Source organism: Winogradskyella flava, assembly GCF_014243395.1.
GTDB lineage: Bacteria > Bacteroidota > Bacteroidia > Flavobacteriales > Flavobacteriaceae > Winogradskyella > Winogradskyella flava.
Genome location: NZ_JACLCP010000002.1, coordinates 365,523 through 385,070 on the forward strand (window position 1 = coordinate 365,523; position 19,548 = coordinate 385,070).

The following is a 19,548-nucleotide window of genomic DNA, read 5'->3' on the forward strand; positions in this document are numbered from 1 at the left end:
CTAAATGCTTAAATTAGATTTATGATAAAGTTTTTTAGAAAAATCAGATTCGACCTTATGGAGAAAAACAAAACTGGAAAGTATTTGAAGTATGCTATTGGAGAAATAGTTCTTGTCATTATTGGAATTTTAATTGCACTTTCAATAAACAATTGGAATACGAACAGAAAACTTAAATCTGAAGAACAGAATCTTCTTAAAGACCTTCGAATAGAAATAAAAAATAACATTGATGAACTTTCAATTGCAATTAATGAACATGAAAAATCTTATGCAGTAGCGCAAGAGTTTAAGAGTCTTTTTAAAAATAGAGTCGCTTTTAATGAAATGCCGGATAGTACATTCTTAAAAAAATGGCGAAGATTAAATCAGAACTGGACTTTTGACCCAAATAAAGGAATTTTAAAATCAATTATTTCTTCAGGTCAAATCAATAATCTTTCGAATAAGGAACTTAAATATACTTTAGCATCTCTTGAAGATATTATTACAGATGCCTTTGAAGATACAATGAAAATAGAAAAAAGAAGAGATAACTTAATAAAAGAGATATTTGTAGACGCACATATTATTAATAATAATGAAATTCTGAATTTTGAACCAAAGCGATTTTATGATAATCCAAATTTCAGATTGCTTGTCATATATTTTGACGAAGTTCGAAATGATGGATTAAAAGAAGAGTACGAACTAAAAAAAACCATGAATCGTATTCTTGAACTAATTGAAATGGAAATAAAAAAATAACGAAAGCACAACACCGTGAATAATTCATTGCTAGTACTCGCCTACTTACGAAAATTGCATCGCCAGTTCGCTACGCGCGTGTCCGCTAGAATTTTCTATTTTTGATTGAATACTATCATGAAAAACAATTTCAAAATCTCAAGGATTCAAGAAAATGATATTGAGAGATTCATAGAACTTATAGAACTACTGAATGAGGTTTTCGAGGAATCTAATAAAGTAGCTTCAAAAAGACAATTGAAGAAACTATTAAATAAACCAGATTTTTATGCAATTGCAGCAATTCATGAAAATAAAATTATTGGAGGACTGACTGCATATCAACTAGAAAAATATTATACTGACAAAAGTGAACTATATATTTATGACATAGCGGTTAAAGTAGAGCTTCAAAACCAAGGAGTAGGAAAAGAATTAATTGACCATCTAAAAAATTATTCAAGTAATAATGGAATTGAAACAATTTTCGTTGAAGCACACTCGGAAGATGAACAAGCAATTAAGTTTTACAAATCTACATTTGGAAAAGGAGAAAAGGTTGACCACTTTAATTTTGAAATAAAAACAACACACAACAATGATTATAAGTAATTGCCTGTTCTCGCCTACTTCTGAAAATTGCTTCGCACAGTTGGCTATGCTTGTGTCCGCTGGAATTTCCTATCTGTGATTTGTTTGTTAACTTAGTCGCTAAACCACGCAACCAACCATACTCAAAACCGTTGTATTACATTTGAGAAAATGAGAATATTATTGATTTTATTGATTGGATTTTTAGGTCTGACAGCTTTTTCACAAAATTCATATTCTGACAAGAGTTACGAATTATTGTCTAAGCGAAAAGACAGCCTTTTATTTTCATTCTTTTCGACAAAAACTCAGCGGAATATTGTTCTAGAAACGAATGGAAAAGATAAAAACACATATTCAATCAACTCAAGTGAGACCCAGAAAATCATAGAGATTTTTAAAGGATTTGGACTTTTGAAAATTGATAATCTTATTCCTGCAGATAATCCTGACTTCGACTATCAAATTAATGATTCTACAAAATTGTTTGTTATTATTGGTAGAGAGGACTTTGACTTTTATTTGGCCATTCGTGATTTAAAAACGGCGGAATTAGTTCTTGAAAAATTAATTGAGACACTCGAATATGATGAAGTTTTTACAGAATTTAAAAAAGAAATAAAAACGTAGTTCAACAAAGTGTATAGCTCATTGCGGCTGAATTCCTAATCGGAATTTCAAGCCTTTTTGCTATCTTTCGGTTACGGCGGAAATCATAGCTGATTTTATTCATGGAATGACTAGTTTTAAACTAATGTATTCACGAATCCTAAGGATTTACGCAACGAACTTTACACAAACACGTTGAAACAAATAAGAAAAACAGTAAGACTATTTGTTCAATGGGGACTAAACATAACGTTATGAAAAAAAATATTCTTATTCTTTTTGTGGTTTTATCTACAATAATTTCTCATTCAATGGTCAATGCGCAAGATTTACATGAAACAAATGCGCCAGAATTTGAGTTTACAGATATTAATGGAAATATTATTTCTACTGAGAATACTATTGGTAAAGTAGTTGTATTGAACTTTTGGTTTGTAGGCTGTGCGCCTTGTTTAGAAGAAATACCAGCATTGAATGAAATTTATGAAAAGTACAAAGAGAACTCTGATGTTGTATTTGCCTCTGTTACTTATGACGATCAAAAAAAAGTAAAGAGAAGTTTAAAGAAATATAATTTTGCGTATCCTATTGTTACCAACGCTAAGGAAACTTGCAATGTATTTCAAATCAACGGCTATCCGACCAATATTGTTATTGATAGAAAAGGAAAAATCTACTTTAGTTTTACTGGTGGATTTTCAGGTATTGGAAAAGTTGTGTCCAAATCTATTGAAGGAGCTTTAGAAATCAATGATTAATGAAATATTCAGTTGAAAATATTGCCAAAGAATATTTACTATTTTTAATTCGTACTGATTCCTTACGCAGAAATCACAACTGATTTCACGCAACGAAACCATACACAAACACTGACCAGCATTAAAACCCTTTGATATGAAAAAACAAATTTTGATAGTATTATGTATCGGATTTGCACTTGGGTGTAATTCGAATAAAGAAGGAGTGAAAATAGATAAAAGTATAGAATCGGAAAGAATAATTCGGACGATTGATAACTGGAATGAAGGATGGGATAAAAAAAATGTTGAATTAGCGATTTCGGACTATTCTGAAGATATTGATTGGACCAATGCCTTTGGCGATAGAATTAAATCAAAGTCAGAATTAAGAGCATTACTTAAAGAAATTTTTGCAATGAACTTCGTTATGGAAGGTACTGACAATTATCAAAATGATGATGTACAATTTCTAACTGATGACATTGCATTATTGCGCTCAACCAATATAAGAACAGGTCAGAAATGGAGTGATGGTACTTTTATGAAAGATCGATACATACACCACTTACGGGTTTATAAAAAAATAAATAATAATTGGAAAATAACTGACCATATGATTAGTCAAGCACAGGAAAAAAAATAAACACGACTCGCCAACACCATGTATAATTCATTGTGCTGGAATTTTAAACGGAAAATCCCTACCTTTCAATCATTACTTGATTGTCAAGGAATGGCCCTTGCAGACAATTCAAAAATGAAATCATAGCCACACCTTTAGCGGCAGGCAGAATAGAATAAAGACTCAACAATTGATTCTATGATTACCATAAATCCATACATCTACTTTGACGGAAATTGTGAAGAAGCGTTTAATTTTTACGAATCAGTCTTTCGGAAAAAGATAAGCCATATAAGTAAATATGGTGACGTACCTACGTCTGACAAAACTCTTTTTCAAGAATCTGATGAAAAAATTATGCACGCCACCTTACCTATAAGCAATGAAACCATGCTAAATGGCTCAGACAATTCATTGGCCTATAAAGAAATGATAAAATACAAATCCTTTTCCCTTATCATTCATGCCGATAGCAAAGAAGAGGTTGACCGAATGTTCGAAAAGCTATCTGAAAACGGACAAATAAAAGTACCCGCAGGTTTAACATTCTGGGGTTCGTACTATGGTCAGTGTATTGATCAGTTTGGAATTAATTGGAAAATAACTTTAGCATCAGAAAATTAGCGTAAATCTTCTGTCTATGAGGAGATATGGAACAAGTTTGTTGCAATTAAAAAAGAAAAAATCATCTAATTGTTAAATAGTATTAGTGATGGCAAAACAAGATAAATCGTTGAGTATATACAAGGGAATATTGGATCACATTGCCAGATATGTTGAATTATCTGATAATGAAATAGAAGAGTTCATTTCCATACTAAAAACCAATAGAGTAAAGAAAAGACAATTTATTGTTCAACCAGGGTTTGTGTCTGAATATCGAAATTATATTGTAGAAGGCGCAGTTAGAGTTTTCTATTTGGATGACTCGGGAAAGGAACACACTATAATTATTGCAATAGAAGATTGGTTTTTTACGGATTTTTATAGTTATTTAAATAGAACTCCTGCAGAATATTATGCTGAAGCACTTGAGGATTCCCTGATCCTACAAATGAAATACGAGGATGTTGAAGAGCTTTGTAGTAGAATACATGCTTTAAGTCAGTATTTTAGATTATTTACAGAAAGATCCATGGCTCATTCTTATAAAAGAACCATTTCTAATATTAGCAAAACCTCAGAAGAGCGCTATTGGGAGTACGTTAATAAATATCCCCAAATAGCAAACAGAGTTCCGCAGTACGTATTAGCATCTTATCTAGGTATTTCTCCAGAATCAATAAGCAGAATCCGTTCGAAATCTTAAAAAATTGATATAAATCAATTTTATTGCTTGATGTAGGTCAAGCCTTTTTCTTAATACATATCATATTTACTTTTTTAATTATGAGGCAATTTTGTCTTGTCAATAATTGACAAATACTAGCTTAAGTTTTATTTAACATTAGTTCTGTAAAACCAAGCTGTATTCTTTTAAAAATGAAAAGTAAATAATTTATTATGAAAGCAGTAGTATATAAGAAACGAGCCAAAATCGAGGTCGTAGATATACCAAAACCACAAATATTAAAAGATGATGATGTTATCGTGCGTATTACCCTTGCAGGTGTTTGCGGCGCAGATTTAGAATTCACCCAAAATGGACCAGAAATGGGTTTATATGAGGGAATGCGAATCGGTCATGAGTTCGTGGGTATCGTAGATCAAGTTGGTAAAGGAATACATACTTTGAACGTAGGAGATCGTGTTATAGCGTCCGCCATGTTTGTGGATGGCGATTGTTATTATTGTAAACGAGATTTACCTTCGGCGTGTGATCATGGAGGTTTATTTGGAACACCACTCTTTGCGCAGCATGGAGGAGATGATATCCAAGGAGGTCAGGCTGAATTTATACGTGTTCCTTATGGTAACTCTTCATTGTTTAAACTTCCTGAAGGCTTGACTGGAGATGAGTATGATACTAAAGTTCTTCCACTAGGAGATAACTTTGCTACAGGTTATCACGGTGCATTAAATGCAAATATTAAAACAGGAGAAACCGTAGTCGTTATTGGTGACGGTGCAGTAGGACTTAGCGCAGTAATGGCAGCTACATTATTCGGACCCTCTACTATTATTTTGGTAGGACGTCATGATAGCCGATTAGAACTAGCAAAAACTATTGGAGCTACCCACGTCGTGAACTCAAAAAATGAGGATCCTGTAGAATTCGTCAAGTCCCTTACAGAAGGTCGAGGCGCTAATTCCATTATCGATTCTGTCGGTAATAAAACGGCCATTACGCAAGGTATGGAAATGACTCAGGCTGGAGCATCAATAAGTGTTCTAGGGTTTGGTCATCTTTATGAGCCAGTAGAGCAACCATATTCTTCAGCTTTGTTTAGAAATATAACGATTCATACGGGTGTGGTAAATGTAGCAGCTTACATGAAAAAATTACTTCCTATTGTAGAAAGAGGTGTCATCGACCCTAGTAAGATTTTTACTGATATTTTACCATTATCAGAGGCGGAAAAAGGTTATGATTTAATGCGTGATCGTACATCAGGAACGCTTAAAGTAGCATTACGTCCTTAGCATTTTTGAATCAAAAATTTAAAATAACTCATTTATCATGAAAAAAATATTTTTCGTGTTCATCTTAAACACAATCATTATGACCCAAGTACAAGCACAAAATAAAGATCTACAATTGATTGAAAAAACGATCAATCACTACTTCGATGGAATGACTTCGCACAATGCTGCATCTTTTGAAAAAGCATTCCATCGCAATGCAACCATGAAATGGATAGACAAAAAATATGAGGAAGTAAGTGCTATTGAAGCATTAAGCGAGTATGTCAATGCAAATGATCCTGTAAAAACAAAAACCAGTATTGTAGCTATAAGTATCGCAGGAGATGCAGCCAATGCTCAATTAGAGCTAGAATATGACACCTTTTCTTATATTGATTTTATGCATCTATTAAAAATTGATGGGAAGTGGAAAATTGTCAGTAAAACCTATTCTACAAGAACAAAGAGTAACAAAGAATAGAAAAAAATAAGAAAAAACCCAGGTGTAATTTTTTACAGATATCATTATGAATACGTATTTGCTTCCTGTTTTTGCCATAGTTATTGGTATTATCATTGCTTTTGTAACCAAAAATCAAAAATCGATAGGCACTAAACTTTTATTATCATTTAGTGGTGCATTTCTATTAGCATTAACACTTTTTGATTTATTGCCAGAAGTGTATCATCATTTAGAAGCTAAACAAACTGGTTTCTTTATAATGTGTGGAATATTATTACAAATTATTCTAGAGTTCTTATCGCAAGGCGCAGAACACGGTCACGTGCAAACACATAAAGAAGATAAAAAATTTCCCTGGGTATTATTTATAAGTTTATGTATCCATAGTTTTTTAGAAGGGTTTCCTATTCATCATTACAATGATATGGTGTACGGTATACTAATTCATAAAATCCCTATAGCCACATTAATAACCACCTTTTTATTACAGTCTAGTTCTAGTAAGCTACAGATCGCTGCATTCTTGGTGGTGTTTATGATAATGACACCATTGGGCTCATTTATATCTAATAATATGGTCCTGGCTACTGAATATATAAATTATATTAATGCTATAGTCATCGGTATATTTTTACATATTGCTACTACTATTCTATTTGAAACTAGTGAAGGCCATACGTTTAATTTATCCAAGCTGGTGGTGATATGTTTTGGTGTATTCATTGCTAATTTGATCTAAAAGTTCTGATCACAATAATCACGTCAATTGTGATACCAATGGCAAAAAGAATTAAATCAAATCATAATTGAGCTTAAGAGGGACCTTAGAAACATTTCTTGAAAAATATTGCTTAATATAAACTTGCCTCAACACCATGTATAATTAATTGTAAGAGTATCGCTTGCTATTCGTAAAATTCTCCGAATTTTCCCCAGACTCATCCCATTTTGCTATCTTAGTTCTAGCCAACGCAACTCCATACTAGAATATCTTGAACGTAAGCTGAAGAGCCGACTCAAATTAAATGAATCAATTATTAATTTTCGATTTAGACGATACTCTTTTTGAGACAAAATCAATTAGTAAAACGTCGGTCAAACCGATTTTTGACCAGTTTGAGCGTTTATTGATAAATAGCTATGGAAAGGAAATGACCGAAAATATCGTTTCTGAATTATGGAAGTTTCCATTTGATTTTGTAGCTCAAAAATATTTATTCGACAATACACTGAATTCAGAATTTGCACGCCTAGTAAATCAATATGAATATCAACTAAATATTAAAACCTTCGAAGATTTTGGAATTGTTCAAAATTTACGACAAGAGAAAATATTAGTAACAACTGGATTTCTTAAACTACAAAATGCCAAAATTCGTGATTTAGGAATAGAAAAAGATTTTGCCGAAATTTATATTGATGACCTACTTGACCCAAAAAGAATTCATAAGCAAGGCATTTTTAAAAATATCCTTTTAAAAAAGAATATTAATCCCAATTTAATTTATGTAATTGGAGACAACCCCAATTCCGAACTAAAAGCAGGATTTGAACTCAATTTAAATACAGTACAAGTTTCGAAATTCGGACAAGAAAAATCTGAATATGCTCATTATTGCATAACGGGCTTTGATGAACTCAAAACAATTCTGAAACAGAAAGCCTGCATACAGCACTCTTTATAATGCATTGCTAGTAATCGCTTACTTACGACAATTGCTTGCACTTGTGTCCGCTAGAATTTTCTATCTGTGATTTGTTTGTTAACTTAGTCGCTAAACCGCGCAACCAACCATACACAAACATGTTGAAGGTAATTAAAACCAATCTTTACGAATGAATGACTATTTAATAATTATACTGATTGTACTGCTTTATTTTTCGCCAGTATTTTATCAATTATACTTATTATTAAAAGAACGAAAAGAAGAGAACAAAAAACTGCTCAAAAGGTTATTGCGTTTTACAAAATATAGTTTTTTAATTCTAATTTTTACTGGAGTTGTGTTTGGAATTTTAAGTCATACAAACTACTTGAATTACCAAAAACCTATGACTTTTGATAAGTACGACCAAATCACATTTCAGAACTTCCGAGGTTTGGAATTTTTTAAAAAATCACTGTATGGAAATGAACGATTTGCATATGTCGTAACATCAATAGATAGTGAAATTGATGATAATTCTGTAACTATACAATCTTTATTCTATCCTTCACGCTCTTTCGTTTATAAAAAAAACACGAATAGTACAGAACTCTTAACTCACGAAAAGTATCACATCAAAATCACAGAATTGTTTGCTCGTAAAGCAAAACAAGAAATATCTGATTTAGAGGTTTTAGATAAAAACAAAATCGAGGGAATAATAAAAGATGTAAAGGCAAAAGAAAGAGCTTTTCAAAAAGAATATGATTACAATACTTTTCACAGTTATGTATTAAGTGAACAAAAAAGATACGAGAAAGAAGTTGATAGTTTATTAACTTCGCTAAATCAATACGAAAATCCAAAAATAATAATTAATGACAAAGACTAAATATATTCTTATAGCATTAGTTCTCATAACATTTACTAATTGCAAAACAGAGAAAAATGAATACCCATTAGATAAAAGATATTGGGATACAAAAGACTATAAAGATGTAATCCTTAATTTAAGATTTGGTTATGAAGACGATGAAAAGAAACCAACTTTTGATAATCCAGAACAAAGAATAATCGTTGAAAAATTAACTGACGAGCACAATTTTAAAATAGTGCTTAAAGACAATGAATTAGGCATAAAACATCGGAATGCAGTTGCAACAGAATTCTTTGAGCGTTGGAAAGATATGCATCAAATTTACCAAGCAACTGACCGAAAGGATATGTATGTCTATGACATAGAAATGTTGGCTGTTTGGCAATATGGTTTGAGTTTGCAACTTGACTATTTTAAATTAGGAAATGAGGAAATATTAGAAAGTGCAGACGACCCAAATTCTGCAAGAGTTAAGAATGTTATTAATTCGAACATAAGAACTTTAATTGACAATTATGTTATTTATTTGGATGAGATAAAGGAAGAAAAGGCGTTTTCCGATAAAGGAAAAACTAAACTTGCTGACGGAATAGATAAGTACTTTACCCAACTAATTGAACTTTATCCAGACGCAAATTATAGCGGAATGAAAAAGAAAGCGGAATTGATGTTTAAAAAGAGTGAATCGGACAAAATTAAATCGTCTCTGACAAAATTAATTGAGTTAATCGATTCAAAACATAAAACGGAAACAGAAGAATAACTACCTACGACACCGCGCATAATTCATTACTCTGAAACTCCTAATCGGAATTTCCTTGCCGCCTAACTATGGGTTTCTCTTTATTTGCTATCTTAGGTCTCACAATAAAATTATGCACAAATACAATGACTGTAATTTGCGATTAAACCCTAGATGATGAGATTTCTTTTACTAATATCCTGTTTTATGTTTTTTAGATGTCATACATCTGAAAAGACTTCTGAAATGGAACAATGGAAATCTGAAATCATAGCAGTCGAAAAAGCTTTTAATGATATGGCTCAAAAAGATGGATTGACTAAAGCATTTGAACATTATGCTGCAGAAAATGGCGCCATTAGAAGAGGTAAGAAAATAATTAAAGGAAAAAAAGCAATTGGTGAGTGGTACAAAAAGGACGTTAGACCTAATGAGTCGCTTTCCTGGTCACCCACTTTTGTCGATGTTAGCAAGTATGGTGATATGGCATATACTTATGGAGATTATACTTTTACTTATCAAGATTCTTTAGGAACTAAGAAAGAAAATAAAGGCATTTTTCACACTGTCTGGAAAAGACAACAAGATGGATCTTGGAAATTTGTTTACGATTAGCAGTTTTTCAACCAACATGTATAGTTCATGCCTCTAGATGCACTAAAATTTATCGATCTTTAAACTATATCCATTTTATAACACTCGCACTGCTTATATCGAAGACCAACATTACCAATGAAAGAAACAATTTTTGAAAAAGTAGATCATTACTTAAGTGAAATCTTCTCTTTAGAGGATGATATCCTCAAAGACACCGAATCCTCAATAGTCGAAAATGGAATGCCAGAACATTCCGTTTCATCTAATCAAGGTCAATTTTTGTATTTGCTTGCTAAAATGTGTAATGCTAAAAACATTATAGAGATTGGAACTTTAGGAGGCTATAGTAGTATTTGGTTAGGTAGAGCGATAAATGGACAAGGAAAAGTCATATCGATCGAAATCGACAAGGATTTTGCAGAAGTGGCTAAACGGAATATTGAAAAAGCTGGGCTTACAAATACGGTAGAAGTAAAAACTGGTCGCGCTTTGGATGTCCTGAACCAAATAGACTTGAAAGGAAAATCTGTAGATCTATTTTTTATGGATGCAGACAAACCAAATTACGTAGCCTATTTTGATTGGGCCTTGAAAAATGCACGAAAGGGTTCTTTAATCATAGCAGATAATGTCATTCGAGAGGGAAAAGTGCTGGATCAAAATAGTACTGATGAAAAAGTTGTTGGTGTGAGAGCTTACAATCAAATGCTTGCCAAAAATAACAAGGTTGTCTCTTCTGTTTTACAACAGGTTGGAATAAAAGATTATGATGGCATTGCTATATCACTCGTAAAATAAAGGCCTATATCGTGCAATGTCTTTCAATACTTTTTTAAAATCAATTTTATCTCAACTTAAATCTTAATACATGCTTACTTTTTCATTTAACCATATAGCGCTTTCCGTAAAAGATGTCGACAAATCTGTTGAATTTTATCAGAACGTGTTTCTTCTCAAAGACATTGAGAATACTGCTTCAAACTCAAAAACGCGATGGTTAGCTTTAAGCGGCGACATACAGCTTCATTTGATTCCTCGTCCAAATTCTGAAATAAAAACAGATAAAGCCGTGCATTTTGCTTTGGCCACTTCGGACTTAAATTCGTTTATAAAAAGACTGGTGGATTTAAAAATTGAATATTCGGACTGGCTTAACACGCCAAACAAGGACTACATCAGAAAAGATGGTATCAAACAGATTTATTTTCAAGATCCAAATGGTTATTGGATAGAGATCAATAACGCCGTTTAATAGCATTTAGGCCTGAATGTATTGTCCCAATTCTTGGTTAATTACCCATTAGAATTTGTGTGTAATTTATTATCTTTCGGCAAGAAGTATCTTCAAAAAACCAATTAAACAAAATATTTGCAATCAAAGCGCTATGACAAAAAAACCATTGACCTATATAAGTCTTTTTAGTAGCGCAGGCATTGGATGCTACGGCTTTAAAAAAAATGGTTTTGAGTGCATAGCAACTAATGAAATCCTAGCAAAGCGACTTAAAATACAAAGATTTAATAGTAAATGTAAGTTTGATAGTGGTTACATAAGCGGAGATATTACAAAAAGGGAGGTTAAGCAACAACTCTTGGATGAGTTAGAACTATGGAAAGAAACATATAAGATCCTATCTCCAGACGTTTTAATTGCAACGCCACCTTGCCAAGGCATGTCTGTAGCCAACCACAAAAAAAATAACGAGAAGTCTAGAAACTCATTGGTTGTAGAATCTATTAAGTTAACCAATCAAATACGTCCAAAATATTTTGTATTTGAAAATGTAAGAGCATTTTTGAATACGATCTGTACGGATATAGATGGTATTGACAAACCCATTAAAGAAGCTATAAGTGTTAACCTTGGAGGCGACTATAATATTCTATCTAAAATTGTAAACTTTAAAAACTACGGTTCTAATTCTAGCAGAACAAGATCCTTGGTCATTGGCGTAAGAAAAGATATTAAACATTGTTCGCCCTACGATATTTTCCCAGAAAAGAGCAAACCAAAGACTTTGCGTCAACTTATCGGAGATTTACAACCCTTGACCAAAATGGGAGAAATCTCTAAGGACATATTTCATGCTTATCGTGAGTTTGATCAAAGAATGCTACCATGGATCGAAACATTGGAAGAAGGACAATCTGCTTTCGAAAATAAGGACTCTAGTAGAATTCCCCATAGAATTGTTAATGGAGAAATTATCTACAATAAAAGCAAGAACGGTGATAAATATGCACGTTGGTATTGGGATAAGGAAGGTCCTTGCGTACATACTAGAAACGATATTCTATCAAGTCAAAATACCGTTCACCCATCAGATAATAGGGTATTCTCCATAAGAGAATTAATGCGAATGCTGTCTATTCCCGAATCTTTCGAGTGGTCTAACATTAAAACGGAAAAGCTTAATCAACTTTCTGATTCAGAGAAAAAAGCATTTTTGAAAAAAGAAGAATTGAATATTCGTCATTGTTTGGGCGAAGCTGTTCCTACAGGCGTATTTAAAAGTATAGCTAAGAATATCAAAAGAGCTATCAATGAGGAGTGTTTAACAAGCGCTGATCTAGAAACAACTAAGGAAGAATTTAAGCTCAATGAAACACAAAGTATTATCGACTTTGTTGAAGCGAATATTAAGAATTATGAACTATACAATGTATTATTGATTACCGAATATGCATACTCAGAAATGCAAGACACCCTAAAACAGCTCACCACAAAGGATGTTGTGTATTCTGTAATTAATGAGTTGCCAGAACTTAAAAAGAAAAAGAAGATTAGGATTCTAGAACCATCAGTTAACATAGGTAGCTTCATCCCAATGTTATTTAACAAATATGAAGAAAAGGATGAAGTTGTTCTAGATATATACGATAATAATGAAGAGTCAATGCAAATCTTTAAAGCCCTGTTATCACTAATAAAAATACCTGACAATTCTAAAATCCACATTGTAAATCTTGAAGAAATTCATATGGATTTAACAAAAACATACGACATTATACTTGACAGAAAGCCTAGTCTAAAAGTTACTAAAGCTGATGTATTGCTAAAGTCGTACTGAAGCTATAGGTTATAAAAAACGAATTGAGTATATACATACTGGTTTCTTTTTTTTGATTTGCTTAAAGATGAAAAAAATACCTCGAATAGATATCAGTGATGAGATGCGTGAATACGCAAAGATCGAGTCTAAGAAAAGAGATGCTTTCATTAAACATCATTTTGAGGTAAAGCATTTATCTTATGAGGAAAGAGATGAGCTTGGATTTATTGGAGAGTTTGCTTGCTGTCAACTTTTAGGAATTGACTGGAAACAGAATATAAGAGATACTTACCATACCATTGATGATTTCGATGTCGTCATTAAAGGAAAAAAAATCGATGTTAAAACTGAAACTGTACCGACGGCATACGCAAGAAAAATTTTAAGGAAAGAAATTCTAGATGACGAATTATATGGAAGGCGACTTATTAATGAAGGTCAATTCGACTTATTAAAAAAATATGATATCGTTATATTTAGTCTGTTTGCTAGGGAGCATCTGGATTTTTGGTTTCCAATAGGTTATTTAGAAACGAGTCACATCATAAATAATTATCCACCTGGTAAAGCAAGACCTGATGGTGGTACATACCCTTTTTCTGGTTGTCCAGTGCCCACATCGGTTTTAAAGCCAATTGAACAATTAATTTAAATAATTAAACGCTTACGTCACCATGACGAACAGGTCACAAAAATAATATTTACATCTGCATATCCGCACTGTACAAAACAAGTATAGAAATCTTGAATCTCAATTATAGAGTAAATATTTATAAATAAATACCATAACTTCACCTTGATTTATAATATTCAAAGTCAATTTTCAAAATCTTTCGGCATGAACAAACGCCTCTCGCTTTCATTTATACTATTAATCTTAATTTGCTCATGTAAAGAGAAAGACGTTGAACGTAAAATCATAGCAGAAGCTAGAGCTAGCAATGAAGTCTACTTTTATGCAAATGATAGCATTAAAGTTTACGGTGACCTTTACGAAAAAGACAAATCTGCTCCTACCCTTTTAATATGTCATCAAGGTGGATCCAATAGCAGGGCAGAGTACAAATCCATTATTCCTGAACTAGAAAAAGAGGGTTTCAATATTTTAACTATAGACCAGCGTGTAGGGGGACAATATTACTATGGTGGCCATAACCGTACTGTTGCTGAAATTTCAAAAAACGAATTTGGATATTGTGATGCCTATCCAGACATGGTTGCCGCTTTGGACTACATAAATGCTAATGGCTTTACCGGAAAAACAATACTTTGGGGAAGTAGTTATAGTGCCACTTTGGCTCTTAAACTTGCTAATAACAATCAAGATATCATCGATGGTGTTTTGGCCTTTTCTCCAGCTTCTGGCCAACCTATGGAAGGTTGCCAGCCAAATGCACACATTGAAGCATTAAAAATACCTCTACTGCTTATGAAACCAGCTTCCGAGATGCAAAGTGAACGTTCCCAAAACCAAATAAAACTTGCAAAAGAAAATGGTCACCAGACGTATATCGCAGACAATGGCGTCCACGGATCATCGATGCTGGATGAAGACCGTGTTGATGGTAGTTCTGCTCAAACATGGAACGTAGTTAAAACGTTTTTAGCACAATTTAAATAAAATGCCCAAAACACTCTATCGTATTTATGTTGTAGAATTATCTAAGCGTGTCTATTCTGAAAACACCAAGTTCAGAACAGCAAACCCACAATACAATGGGGTGTTGGAATGCCTTTATGTTGGAATGACCAGTAAAACACCAAAAGAACGATTTCAACAACACAAAACCGGATATAGGAACAAAAAAGGCTATAAGATTTCTTCTAATATTGTTGAAAAGTATGGTCTTTATCTAAGGCCTAGTCTCTATAACCATATTGATCCTTTTTTAACAAGATCCGAAGCCCTTACTGCAGAAAAAGAAATCACCTTAGAACTACGCAGAGCGCGTTATGCAGTTTGGTCTAATTAGTAACTAAGAATTGCTTCAAGGTTTCTTCGTAGATATCTTCATACATGGGTACTATATTATGAAGATCAAATTTCAGAGATTGCGCCTTAGCATTTGCTTTAAATTTCTTCAAAACCTCAGGGTCTTTTAAAATCTTTAAGGCATTTGTAGACATTTCACCAATCGCATTGACATCACTTAAATAACCTGAATAACCATCTTCATTAACTTCTGGCAAACCACCTGTATTGGACGAAATTACTGGAACGCTACTAGCCATTGCTTCTAAGGCCGCCAAACCAAAACTTTCGGTTTGAGACGGGAGCAAAAACAAATCACTAAAGCAAAGAATTCTATCTATTTCGTTGCTGTTACCAAAGAAAATAACCTTGTCGGTAATTCCTAGTTCATCAGCCAAAAGTTCAGCGTGCTCCTTTTCTGGTCCTTCACCAACCATCATCAATTTAGCTGGTAATTCTTTCTGGATGTTATAAAAGATTTTAATGACATCAGGTATTTGCTTTACTTCCCTGAAATTACTGATATGTGTGATGATGCGTTCATCATCATTGGCCATCATTCCACGCTGACAATCCGTGAAACTATTGAGATGCTTTTCTAAGTCAATAAAGTTTGGAACGACATGAATATCTTTTTTGATGTCAAAAAGACGCATGGTATCTTTCTTCAAGCTTTCTGAAACCGAAGTAACGGCATCAGATTTATTAATACTAAATGTCACCGCAGGTTTGTAGAAAGGATGACTTCCTACTAAGGTAATATCGGTGCCATGAAGCGTAGTTACAATTGGTACTAAAATTCCCTCATCAATAAGCATTTGTTGCGCCATATAAGCAGCATAGGCATGAGGAATTGCATAATGCACATGCAACAATTGAATTCCATGTAACTTTACCATGTCCACCAGTTTACTGGATAATGCTAATTCATATGGTTGGTAATGAAACAAAGGATACTCTGGCACGTGTACTTCATGAAAATGAACATTATTACTCAATAGTTCCAAGCGAACTGGCTGACTATATGTTATAAAGTGTATTTCGTGACCTCGTTTAGAAAGTTCTAAACCTAATTCCGTGGCCACTACTCCACTTCCGCCAAATGTAGGATAACAAACAATACCTATTTTCATATAAAGTTACAAGTGTCTAAAGTTAAAGCGTGTTTCAAGTTAACGTATATAAAGTCTTAATTTTTATGGAACCCTTACAACTTTAATTAAAACCATAAAGTTAGTAGATTTATAAAATTGCCCATCAAATTTAAGTAGTTTTTAACTTACGTTTTAAGTACTGAATTATTCAACTATAGCTTCGTAGATCAAACGTTGAATTTCAGTTCGGATATTTTCTCGGAGCAATAGATTTTTTCCCGCTTGCGGATAGGTTCTATTCGCCAAAAAGACATATATAATTTCTTCTTCAGGATCTGCCCAAGCGTAGGTGCCTGTAAAACCTGAATGCCCAAAACTAGTCATGGATAAACAACCACAGGTTGGTCCTTCTTCTCCCAATTGCGGTTTATCAAAACCTATCCCTCTCCTATTGTCGCTTTCGCAATAGTAGCAGGTATTAAATTTGTCAATGGTTTCTGATTTTAAATAACGTTTTCCGCCATAAAACCCTTTTTGTAAATACATCTGCATAATCTTGGCAACGTCATTGGCATTACTAAAAACTCCAGCGTGTCCACCAATACCACCTTGCATGGCTGCTCCCATATCATGAACGTAACCGTGTACTTTTTTATAACGATAATAATCATCAACCTCAGTAGGCACAATATCTTTTAAGCTAAATTTCTTCCTTGGATTGTATGTGGTATAATTAGCGCCAAGAGATTCGTAATAGCGATCCTGTGTAATCTCATGCAACGATTTGTCATAAAACCCCTCGAGATAATTCTTTAAAATATAATAAGGCAAATCACTGTAGCGATATCGCAATCTCGTTAACAACTCGCTCTCTTTTATTATTTCCTGTATGGAATCCTTATAGTCATTGCGCAAAAACAACGAATTGGTCACTTCTATATTAAAATCTTTAGTGCGCTTGCTACGATAATACTTAGGATCTGGCTTTTTGGTAACCGTATCCAAGGTTGCATAATAAAATGGGATCCAAGGTCGTAACTTGGCGTAATGCGACAACATTCGTTTTAAGGTTATGTTTTTCTTATTGGAAGTTCTTAGACTAGGAAGTAATTTTCCCAACTTATCATCCAAAGAAATAGATCCTTGCTGCTCCAACTCCATCACTACTGGCAATGTGGCCAGTATCTTAGTTAATGAGGCCACATCGTAAACATCATCAAAATCAACTTTGTTCTTTTTTGAATAGGTATGATAACCGAAATTCTTGTTGTAAATCACTTTACCTTTTCGAGCAACCAAAAGCTGAATGCCTGGTGTCATTCGGTTATTTACGGCATGATTGGCTACGGAATCTATCCGGCTTAGTTTTTCAGAGTCCATTCCAACGCGCTCTGGCAAACCGTAGCTAAGACTTGATATTGAATTATAGTTTTCACCTGTTCCTACAGGAAAAAACTGTCCAGTACTAACAGGCAATTTCCCTTTCGCTCCGACAGCGCCAAAAATAAGTTGAGCAGACTTTTCTTGAGCAATCCGACTATTCTGGTAGCTCATGACTATGGCTTCAATGTTTTGTATAGATAACAGTTCGTTGAGTGCATAAGGTCTTGCAAATACGTCTAAAACAACGGTGTTTGATCTCGCAATTTCATACAACCAAGCCAATTCTTTTTGCGAAAATTTATAACCTTTCCAAGGGTTGTCATTAGACTTATGAAAACCTAAAACAACCGTATTGTAATTTTGTAATTTGGCAATTAAACCATCCAATTTATCCGCTTTTATATGATGGACCTTAGTGTACTTCTTTAATTCATCATAGAATGCCGAACCATCGCTATCTCCTAGTGAGACATAAGCAACCGTTTTAGTTTCAAGATTGCGGAAAGGCAATAGTGAATTCTTGTTTTTAACTACTGTAATAGCACTCTCCATTAGGCTTTCATAAAGTGCGTCATCCTTGATTCTGTTTAAATCCTTTCCCAGATTATATAGACCAACAGGAGAATAGTCATGCAAACCAACCTTATACTTCGCCATTAAAACTTTCTTTACAGAATGTGATAAACGGTCTTCGGTAATAATGCCTTCATTATAAGCCTCTACGAATTTAGCGATACCTTTTTGTGGATTTTCAGACATTAGCATCACATCATTACCTGCCAAGAATGCCATTAGGTCAATTTCTCCACCTTTTGTCATTGTTTTTGGTGTGATACCATCAACACCCTTCTCTACATAATCTGCCGCACCTTTCATGGTTAAGGCATCTGTAAAGATTAGTCCTTTAAATCCTAGTTCATCTTTAAGAATGTCAGTAACAATATGTTTTGAAAGTGAAGATGGGAAGCCTCTTCTATTTTCTAGACTAGGAACATTAAGGTGTGCCACCATAACACTAGACAATCCCTTTTTAATCAATTCGCGATAAGGATATAATTCGATAGAATCAATACGTTTTTCACTAAAGGACACCGTAGGCAATGTTTCATGTGAATCATCTTCCGTATCACCATGTCCAGGAAAATGTTTTGCATTGGCCAAGACACCTGCACTTTGCATCCCTCTCATAAACGCTAAACCCTTTGCGGTGACATTATCCCTATCCTCTCCAAAAGAGCGATTTCCAATAATAGGATTCTTAGGATTAGTATTAATATCTACAACTGGTGCAAAATTAAAATGCACCCCCAAGCGCTTACAATGTTCACCGATCTGTCTTCCTGTTTGTTCAACCAACTTATTGTCGGAAATCGCTCCAAGCGTCATATTCCAAGGGAAAGCATATGTAGAATCGAGACGCATGCTCAAACCCCATTCTGCATCCATACCCACTAAAAGTGGGATTTTAGAAGTAGCCTGCAATAAATTATTCAACTTAGCTTGTCTATAAGGACCGCCATTAGAGTAAATGACACCTCCTATATGTTCGTTCTTTATGAGATCTACAATCTTATTATTGACCTTGGCACTATTCTCGGACATGACTTGAACCATGTAGAGCTGGCCAATACGCTCTTTTAAAGACATTGAATTATATACACTATCTACCCATTTTTGTTGCTGAATTGGATCTTCGGAAAGTAAAGGGTGATTGTAAAGTTCTTGCGCAAAATTGATTTGGACACAAAGGCAAAAAAGAATAAGGGACAAATATCGCATGTAAATCTTTATCGTTTATAGGTTAAATAACGAATACTATGCCAAAATAGCATATTTAACAGTAAGTAGAAAGACTTTAATACACTTTT

Annotated in this window: 22 protein-coding genes; 20 read left to right on the forward strand and 2 right to left on the reverse strand. The window is 33.7% G+C overall.

Annotation, left to right across the window (positions count from 1 at the left end; all coding sequences use genetic code 11):
* Positions 1-57 precede the first annotated feature (57 nt).
* The 20 genes from H7F21_RS17295 to H7F21_RS08810 all read left to right on the forward strand — a co-directional run bounded on the left by H7F21_RS17295 (position 58) and on the right by H7F21_RS08810 (position 15,204).
* On the forward strand, positions 58-747 hold the full coding sequence (locus H7F21_RS17295) for a DUF6090 family protein (protein WP_221892459.1): 690 nt from the start codon (positions 58-60) through the stop codon (positions 745-747).
* A gap of 117 nt (positions 748-864) precedes the next feature.
* Positions 865-1,338 (forward strand): GNAT family N-acetyltransferase, encoded by a 474-nt coding sequence (locus H7F21_RS08720; RefSeq protein ID WP_185788883.1) that lies wholly within the window; start codon positions 865-867, stop codon positions 1,336-1,338.
* A gap of 150 nt (positions 1,339-1,488) precedes the next feature.
* Positions 1,489-1,947: a hypothetical protein gene (locus tag H7F21_RS08725; RefSeq protein ID WP_185788884.1), complete on the forward strand. Its 459-nt coding sequence runs from the start codon at positions 1,489-1,491 to the stop codon at positions 1,945-1,947.
* A 233-nt stretch (positions 1,948-2,180) separates the two neighbouring features.
* Positions 2,181-2,684: a TlpA family protein disulfide reductase gene (locus H7F21_RS08730; protein WP_185788885.1), complete on the forward strand. Its 504-nt coding sequence runs from the start codon at positions 2,181-2,183 to the stop codon at positions 2,682-2,684.
* Positions 2,685-2,820: 136 nt separating this feature from the next.
* Positions 2,821-3,309, forward strand: coding sequence for an SgcJ/EcaC family oxidoreductase (locus H7F21_RS08735; RefSeq protein ID WP_185788886.1), 489 nt, complete (start codon positions 2,821-2,823; stop codon positions 3,307-3,309).
* 177 nt (positions 3,310-3,486) lie between these two features.
* A complete protein-coding gene (locus H7F21_RS08740) occupies positions 3,487-3,912 on the forward strand; it encodes a VOC family protein (RefSeq protein ID WP_185788887.1) in 426 nt (141 codons plus the stop codon).
* A gap of 88 nt (positions 3,913-4,000) precedes the next feature.
* Positions 4,001-4,597: a Crp/Fnr family transcriptional regulator gene (locus H7F21_RS08745; RefSeq protein WP_185788888.1), complete on the forward strand. Its 597-nt coding sequence runs from the start codon at positions 4,001-4,003 to the stop codon at positions 4,595-4,597.
* A gap of 194 nt (positions 4,598-4,791) precedes the next feature.
* Complete coding sequence (locus tag H7F21_RS08750) at positions 4,792-5,871, forward strand: zinc-dependent alcohol dehydrogenase (protein WP_185788889.1); 1,080 nt, start codon at positions 4,792-4,794, stop codon at positions 5,869-5,871.
* A 79-nt stretch (positions 5,872-5,950) separates the two neighbouring features.
* A complete protein-coding gene (locus H7F21_RS08755) occupies positions 5,951-6,334 on the forward strand; it encodes a nuclear transport factor 2 family protein (RefSeq protein ID WP_185788890.1) in 384 nt (127 codons plus the stop codon).
* Between the two features lie 46 nt (positions 6,335-6,380).
* Positions 6,381-7,055 carry a ZIP family metal transporter gene (locus H7F21_RS08760; RefSeq protein WP_185788891.1) on the forward strand — a complete coding sequence of 225 codons (675 nt, stop codon included), beginning with the start codon at positions 6,381-6,383 and terminating at the stop codon, positions 7,053-7,055.
* 286 nt (positions 7,056-7,341) lie between these two features.
* Entirely contained in the window at positions 7,342-8,001 is a 660-nt protein-coding gene (locus H7F21_RS08765; RefSeq protein ID WP_185788892.1) for an HAD family hydrolase, read from the forward strand.
* 151 nt (positions 8,002-8,152) lie between these two features.
* Positions 8,153-8,854 carry a hypothetical protein gene (locus H7F21_RS08770; protein WP_185788893.1) on the forward strand — a complete coding sequence of 234 codons (702 nt, stop codon included), beginning with the start codon at positions 8,153-8,155 and terminating at the stop codon, positions 8,852-8,854.
* The gene (locus H7F21_RS08775) at positions 8,841-9,602 is read left to right on the forward strand and encodes a hypothetical protein (protein ID WP_185788894.1); all 762 of its coding nucleotides are present in this window, start codon (positions 8,841-8,843) and stop codon (positions 9,600-9,602) included. Before H7F21_RS08770 ends, H7F21_RS08775 begins: the two co-directional genes overlap by 14 nt.
* A gap of 186 nt (positions 9,603-9,788) precedes the next feature.
* Positions 9,789-10,196 carry a YybH family protein gene (locus tag H7F21_RS08780; RefSeq protein ID WP_185788895.1) on the forward strand — a complete coding sequence of 136 codons (408 nt, stop codon included), beginning with the start codon at positions 9,789-9,791 and terminating at the stop codon, positions 10,194-10,196.
* Between the two features lie 117 nt (positions 10,197-10,313).
* A complete protein-coding gene (locus tag H7F21_RS08785) occupies positions 10,314-10,976 on the forward strand; it encodes an O-methyltransferase (RefSeq protein WP_185788896.1) in 663 nt (220 codons plus the stop codon).
* 70 nt (positions 10,977-11,046) lie between these two features.
* Positions 11,047-11,430, forward strand: a complete 384-nt coding sequence (locus tag H7F21_RS08790) for a VOC family protein (RefSeq protein ID WP_185788897.1) — start codon at positions 11,047-11,049, stop codon at positions 11,428-11,430.
* A 133-nt stretch (positions 11,431-11,563) separates the two neighbouring features.
* Positions 11,564-13,249, forward strand: coding sequence for a DNA cytosine methyltransferase (locus H7F21_RS08795; RefSeq protein ID WP_185788898.1), 1,686 nt, complete (start codon positions 11,564-11,566; stop codon positions 13,247-13,249).
* Between the two features lie 67 nt (positions 13,250-13,316).
* Entirely contained in the window at positions 13,317-13,883 is a 567-nt protein-coding gene (locus H7F21_RS08800; RefSeq protein ID WP_185788899.1) for a hypothetical protein, read from the forward strand.
* Between the two features lie 186 nt (positions 13,884-14,069).
* On the forward strand, positions 14,070-14,852 hold the full coding sequence (locus tag H7F21_RS08805) for an alpha/beta hydrolase family protein (RefSeq protein ID WP_185788900.1): 783 nt from the start codon (positions 14,070-14,072) through the stop codon (positions 14,850-14,852).
* Position 14,853: 1 nt separating this feature from the next.
* Positions 14,854-15,204, forward strand: coding sequence for a ribose-5-phosphate isomerase (locus tag H7F21_RS08810; protein ID WP_185788901.1), 351 nt, complete (start codon positions 14,854-14,856; stop codon positions 15,202-15,204).
* On the opposite strand, the gene bshA is transcribed toward H7F21_RS08810, so the two are convergent.
* Positions 15,197-16,336 (reverse strand): N-acetyl-alpha-D-glucosaminyl L-malate synthase BshA, encoded by a 1,140-nt coding sequence (bshA, locus tag H7F21_RS08815; RefSeq protein ID WP_185788902.1) that lies wholly within the window; start codon positions 16,334-16,336, stop codon positions 15,197-15,199. The genes H7F21_RS08810 and bshA overlap by 8 nt on opposite strands.
* A gap of 165 nt (positions 16,337-16,501) precedes the next feature.
* Positions 16,502-19,459, reverse strand: a complete 2,958-nt coding sequence (locus tag H7F21_RS08820) for a serine hydrolase domain-containing protein (RefSeq protein ID WP_185788903.1) — start codon at positions 19,457-19,459, stop codon at positions 16,502-16,504.
* Positions 19,460-19,548 lie beyond the last annotated feature (89 nt).

Coding starts and splice junctions, on each gene's coding strand:
- H7F21_RS08760 (WP_185788891.1), top strand. CDS start 6,381: ATGAATACGTATTTGCTTCCTGTTTTTGCCATAGTTATTGGTATTATC.
- H7F21_RS08750 (WP_185788889.1), top strand. CDS start 4,792: ATGAAAGCAGTAGTATATAAGAAACGAGCCAAAATCGAGGTCGTAGAT.
- H7F21_RS08740 (WP_185788887.1), top strand. CDS start 3,487: ATGATTACCATAAATCCATACATCTACTTTGACGGAAATTGTGAAGAA.
- H7F21_RS08735 (WP_185788886.1), top strand. CDS start 2,821: ATGAAAAAACAAATTTTGATAGTATTATGTATCGGATTTGCACTTGGG.
- H7F21_RS08810 (WP_185788901.1), top strand. CDS start 14,854: ATGCCCAAAACACTCTATCGTATTTATGTTGTAGAATTATCTAAGCGT.
- H7F21_RS08790 (WP_185788897.1), top strand. CDS start 11,047: ATGCTTACTTTTTCATTTAACCATATAGCGCTTTCCGTAAAAGATGTC.
- H7F21_RS08820 (WP_185788903.1), bottom strand. CDS start 19,459: ATGCGATATTTGTCCCTTATTCTTTTTTGCCTTTGTGTCCAAATCAAT.
- H7F21_RS08780 (WP_185788895.1), top strand. CDS start 9,789: ATGTTTTTTAGATGTCATACATCTGAAAAGACTTCTGAAATGGAACAA.
- H7F21_RS08795 (WP_185788898.1), top strand. CDS start 11,564: ATGACAAAAAAACCATTGACCTATATAAGTCTTTTTAGTAGCGCAGGC.
- H7F21_RS08745 (WP_185788888.1), top strand. CDS start 4,001: ATGGCAAAACAAGATAAATCGTTGAGTATATACAAGGGAATATTGGAT.
- H7F21_RS08775 (WP_185788894.1), top strand. CDS start 8,841: ATGACAAAGACTAAATATATTCTTATAGCATTAGTTCTCATAACATTT.
- H7F21_RS08720 (WP_185788883.1), top strand. CDS start 865: ATGAAAAACAATTTCAAAATCTCAAGGATTCAAGAAAATGATATTGAG.
- H7F21_RS08785 (WP_185788896.1), top strand. CDS start 10,314: ATGAAAGAAACAATTTTTGAAAAAGTAGATCATTACTTAAGTGAAATC.
- H7F21_RS08770 (WP_185788893.1), top strand. CDS start 8,153: ATGAATGACTATTTAATAATTATACTGATTGTACTGCTTTATTTTTCG.
- bshA (WP_185788902.1), bottom strand. CDS start 16,336: ATGAAAATAGGTATTGTTTGTTATCCTACATTTGGCGGAAGTGGAGTA.
- H7F21_RS08755 (WP_185788890.1), top strand. CDS start 5,951: ATGACCCAAGTACAAGCACAAAATAAAGATCTACAATTGATTGAAAAA.
- H7F21_RS08805 (WP_185788900.1), top strand. CDS start 14,070: ATGAACAAACGCCTCTCGCTTTCATTTATACTATTAATCTTAATTTGC.
- H7F21_RS08765 (WP_185788892.1), top strand. CDS start 7,342: ATGAATCAATTATTAATTTTCGATTTAGACGATACTCTTTTTGAGACA.
- H7F21_RS08800 (WP_185788899.1), top strand. CDS start 13,317: ATGAAAAAAATACCTCGAATAGATATCAGTGATGAGATGCGTGAATAC.
- H7F21_RS17295 (WP_221892459.1), top strand. CDS start 58: ATGGAGAAAAACAAAACTGGAAAGTATTTGAAGTATGCTATTGGAGAA.
- H7F21_RS08725 (WP_185788884.1), top strand. CDS start 1,489: ATGAGAATATTATTGATTTTATTGATTGGATTTTTAGGTCTGACAGCT.
- H7F21_RS08730 (WP_185788885.1), top strand. CDS start 2,181: ATGAAAAAAAATATTCTTATTCTTTTTGTGGTTTTATCTACAATAATT.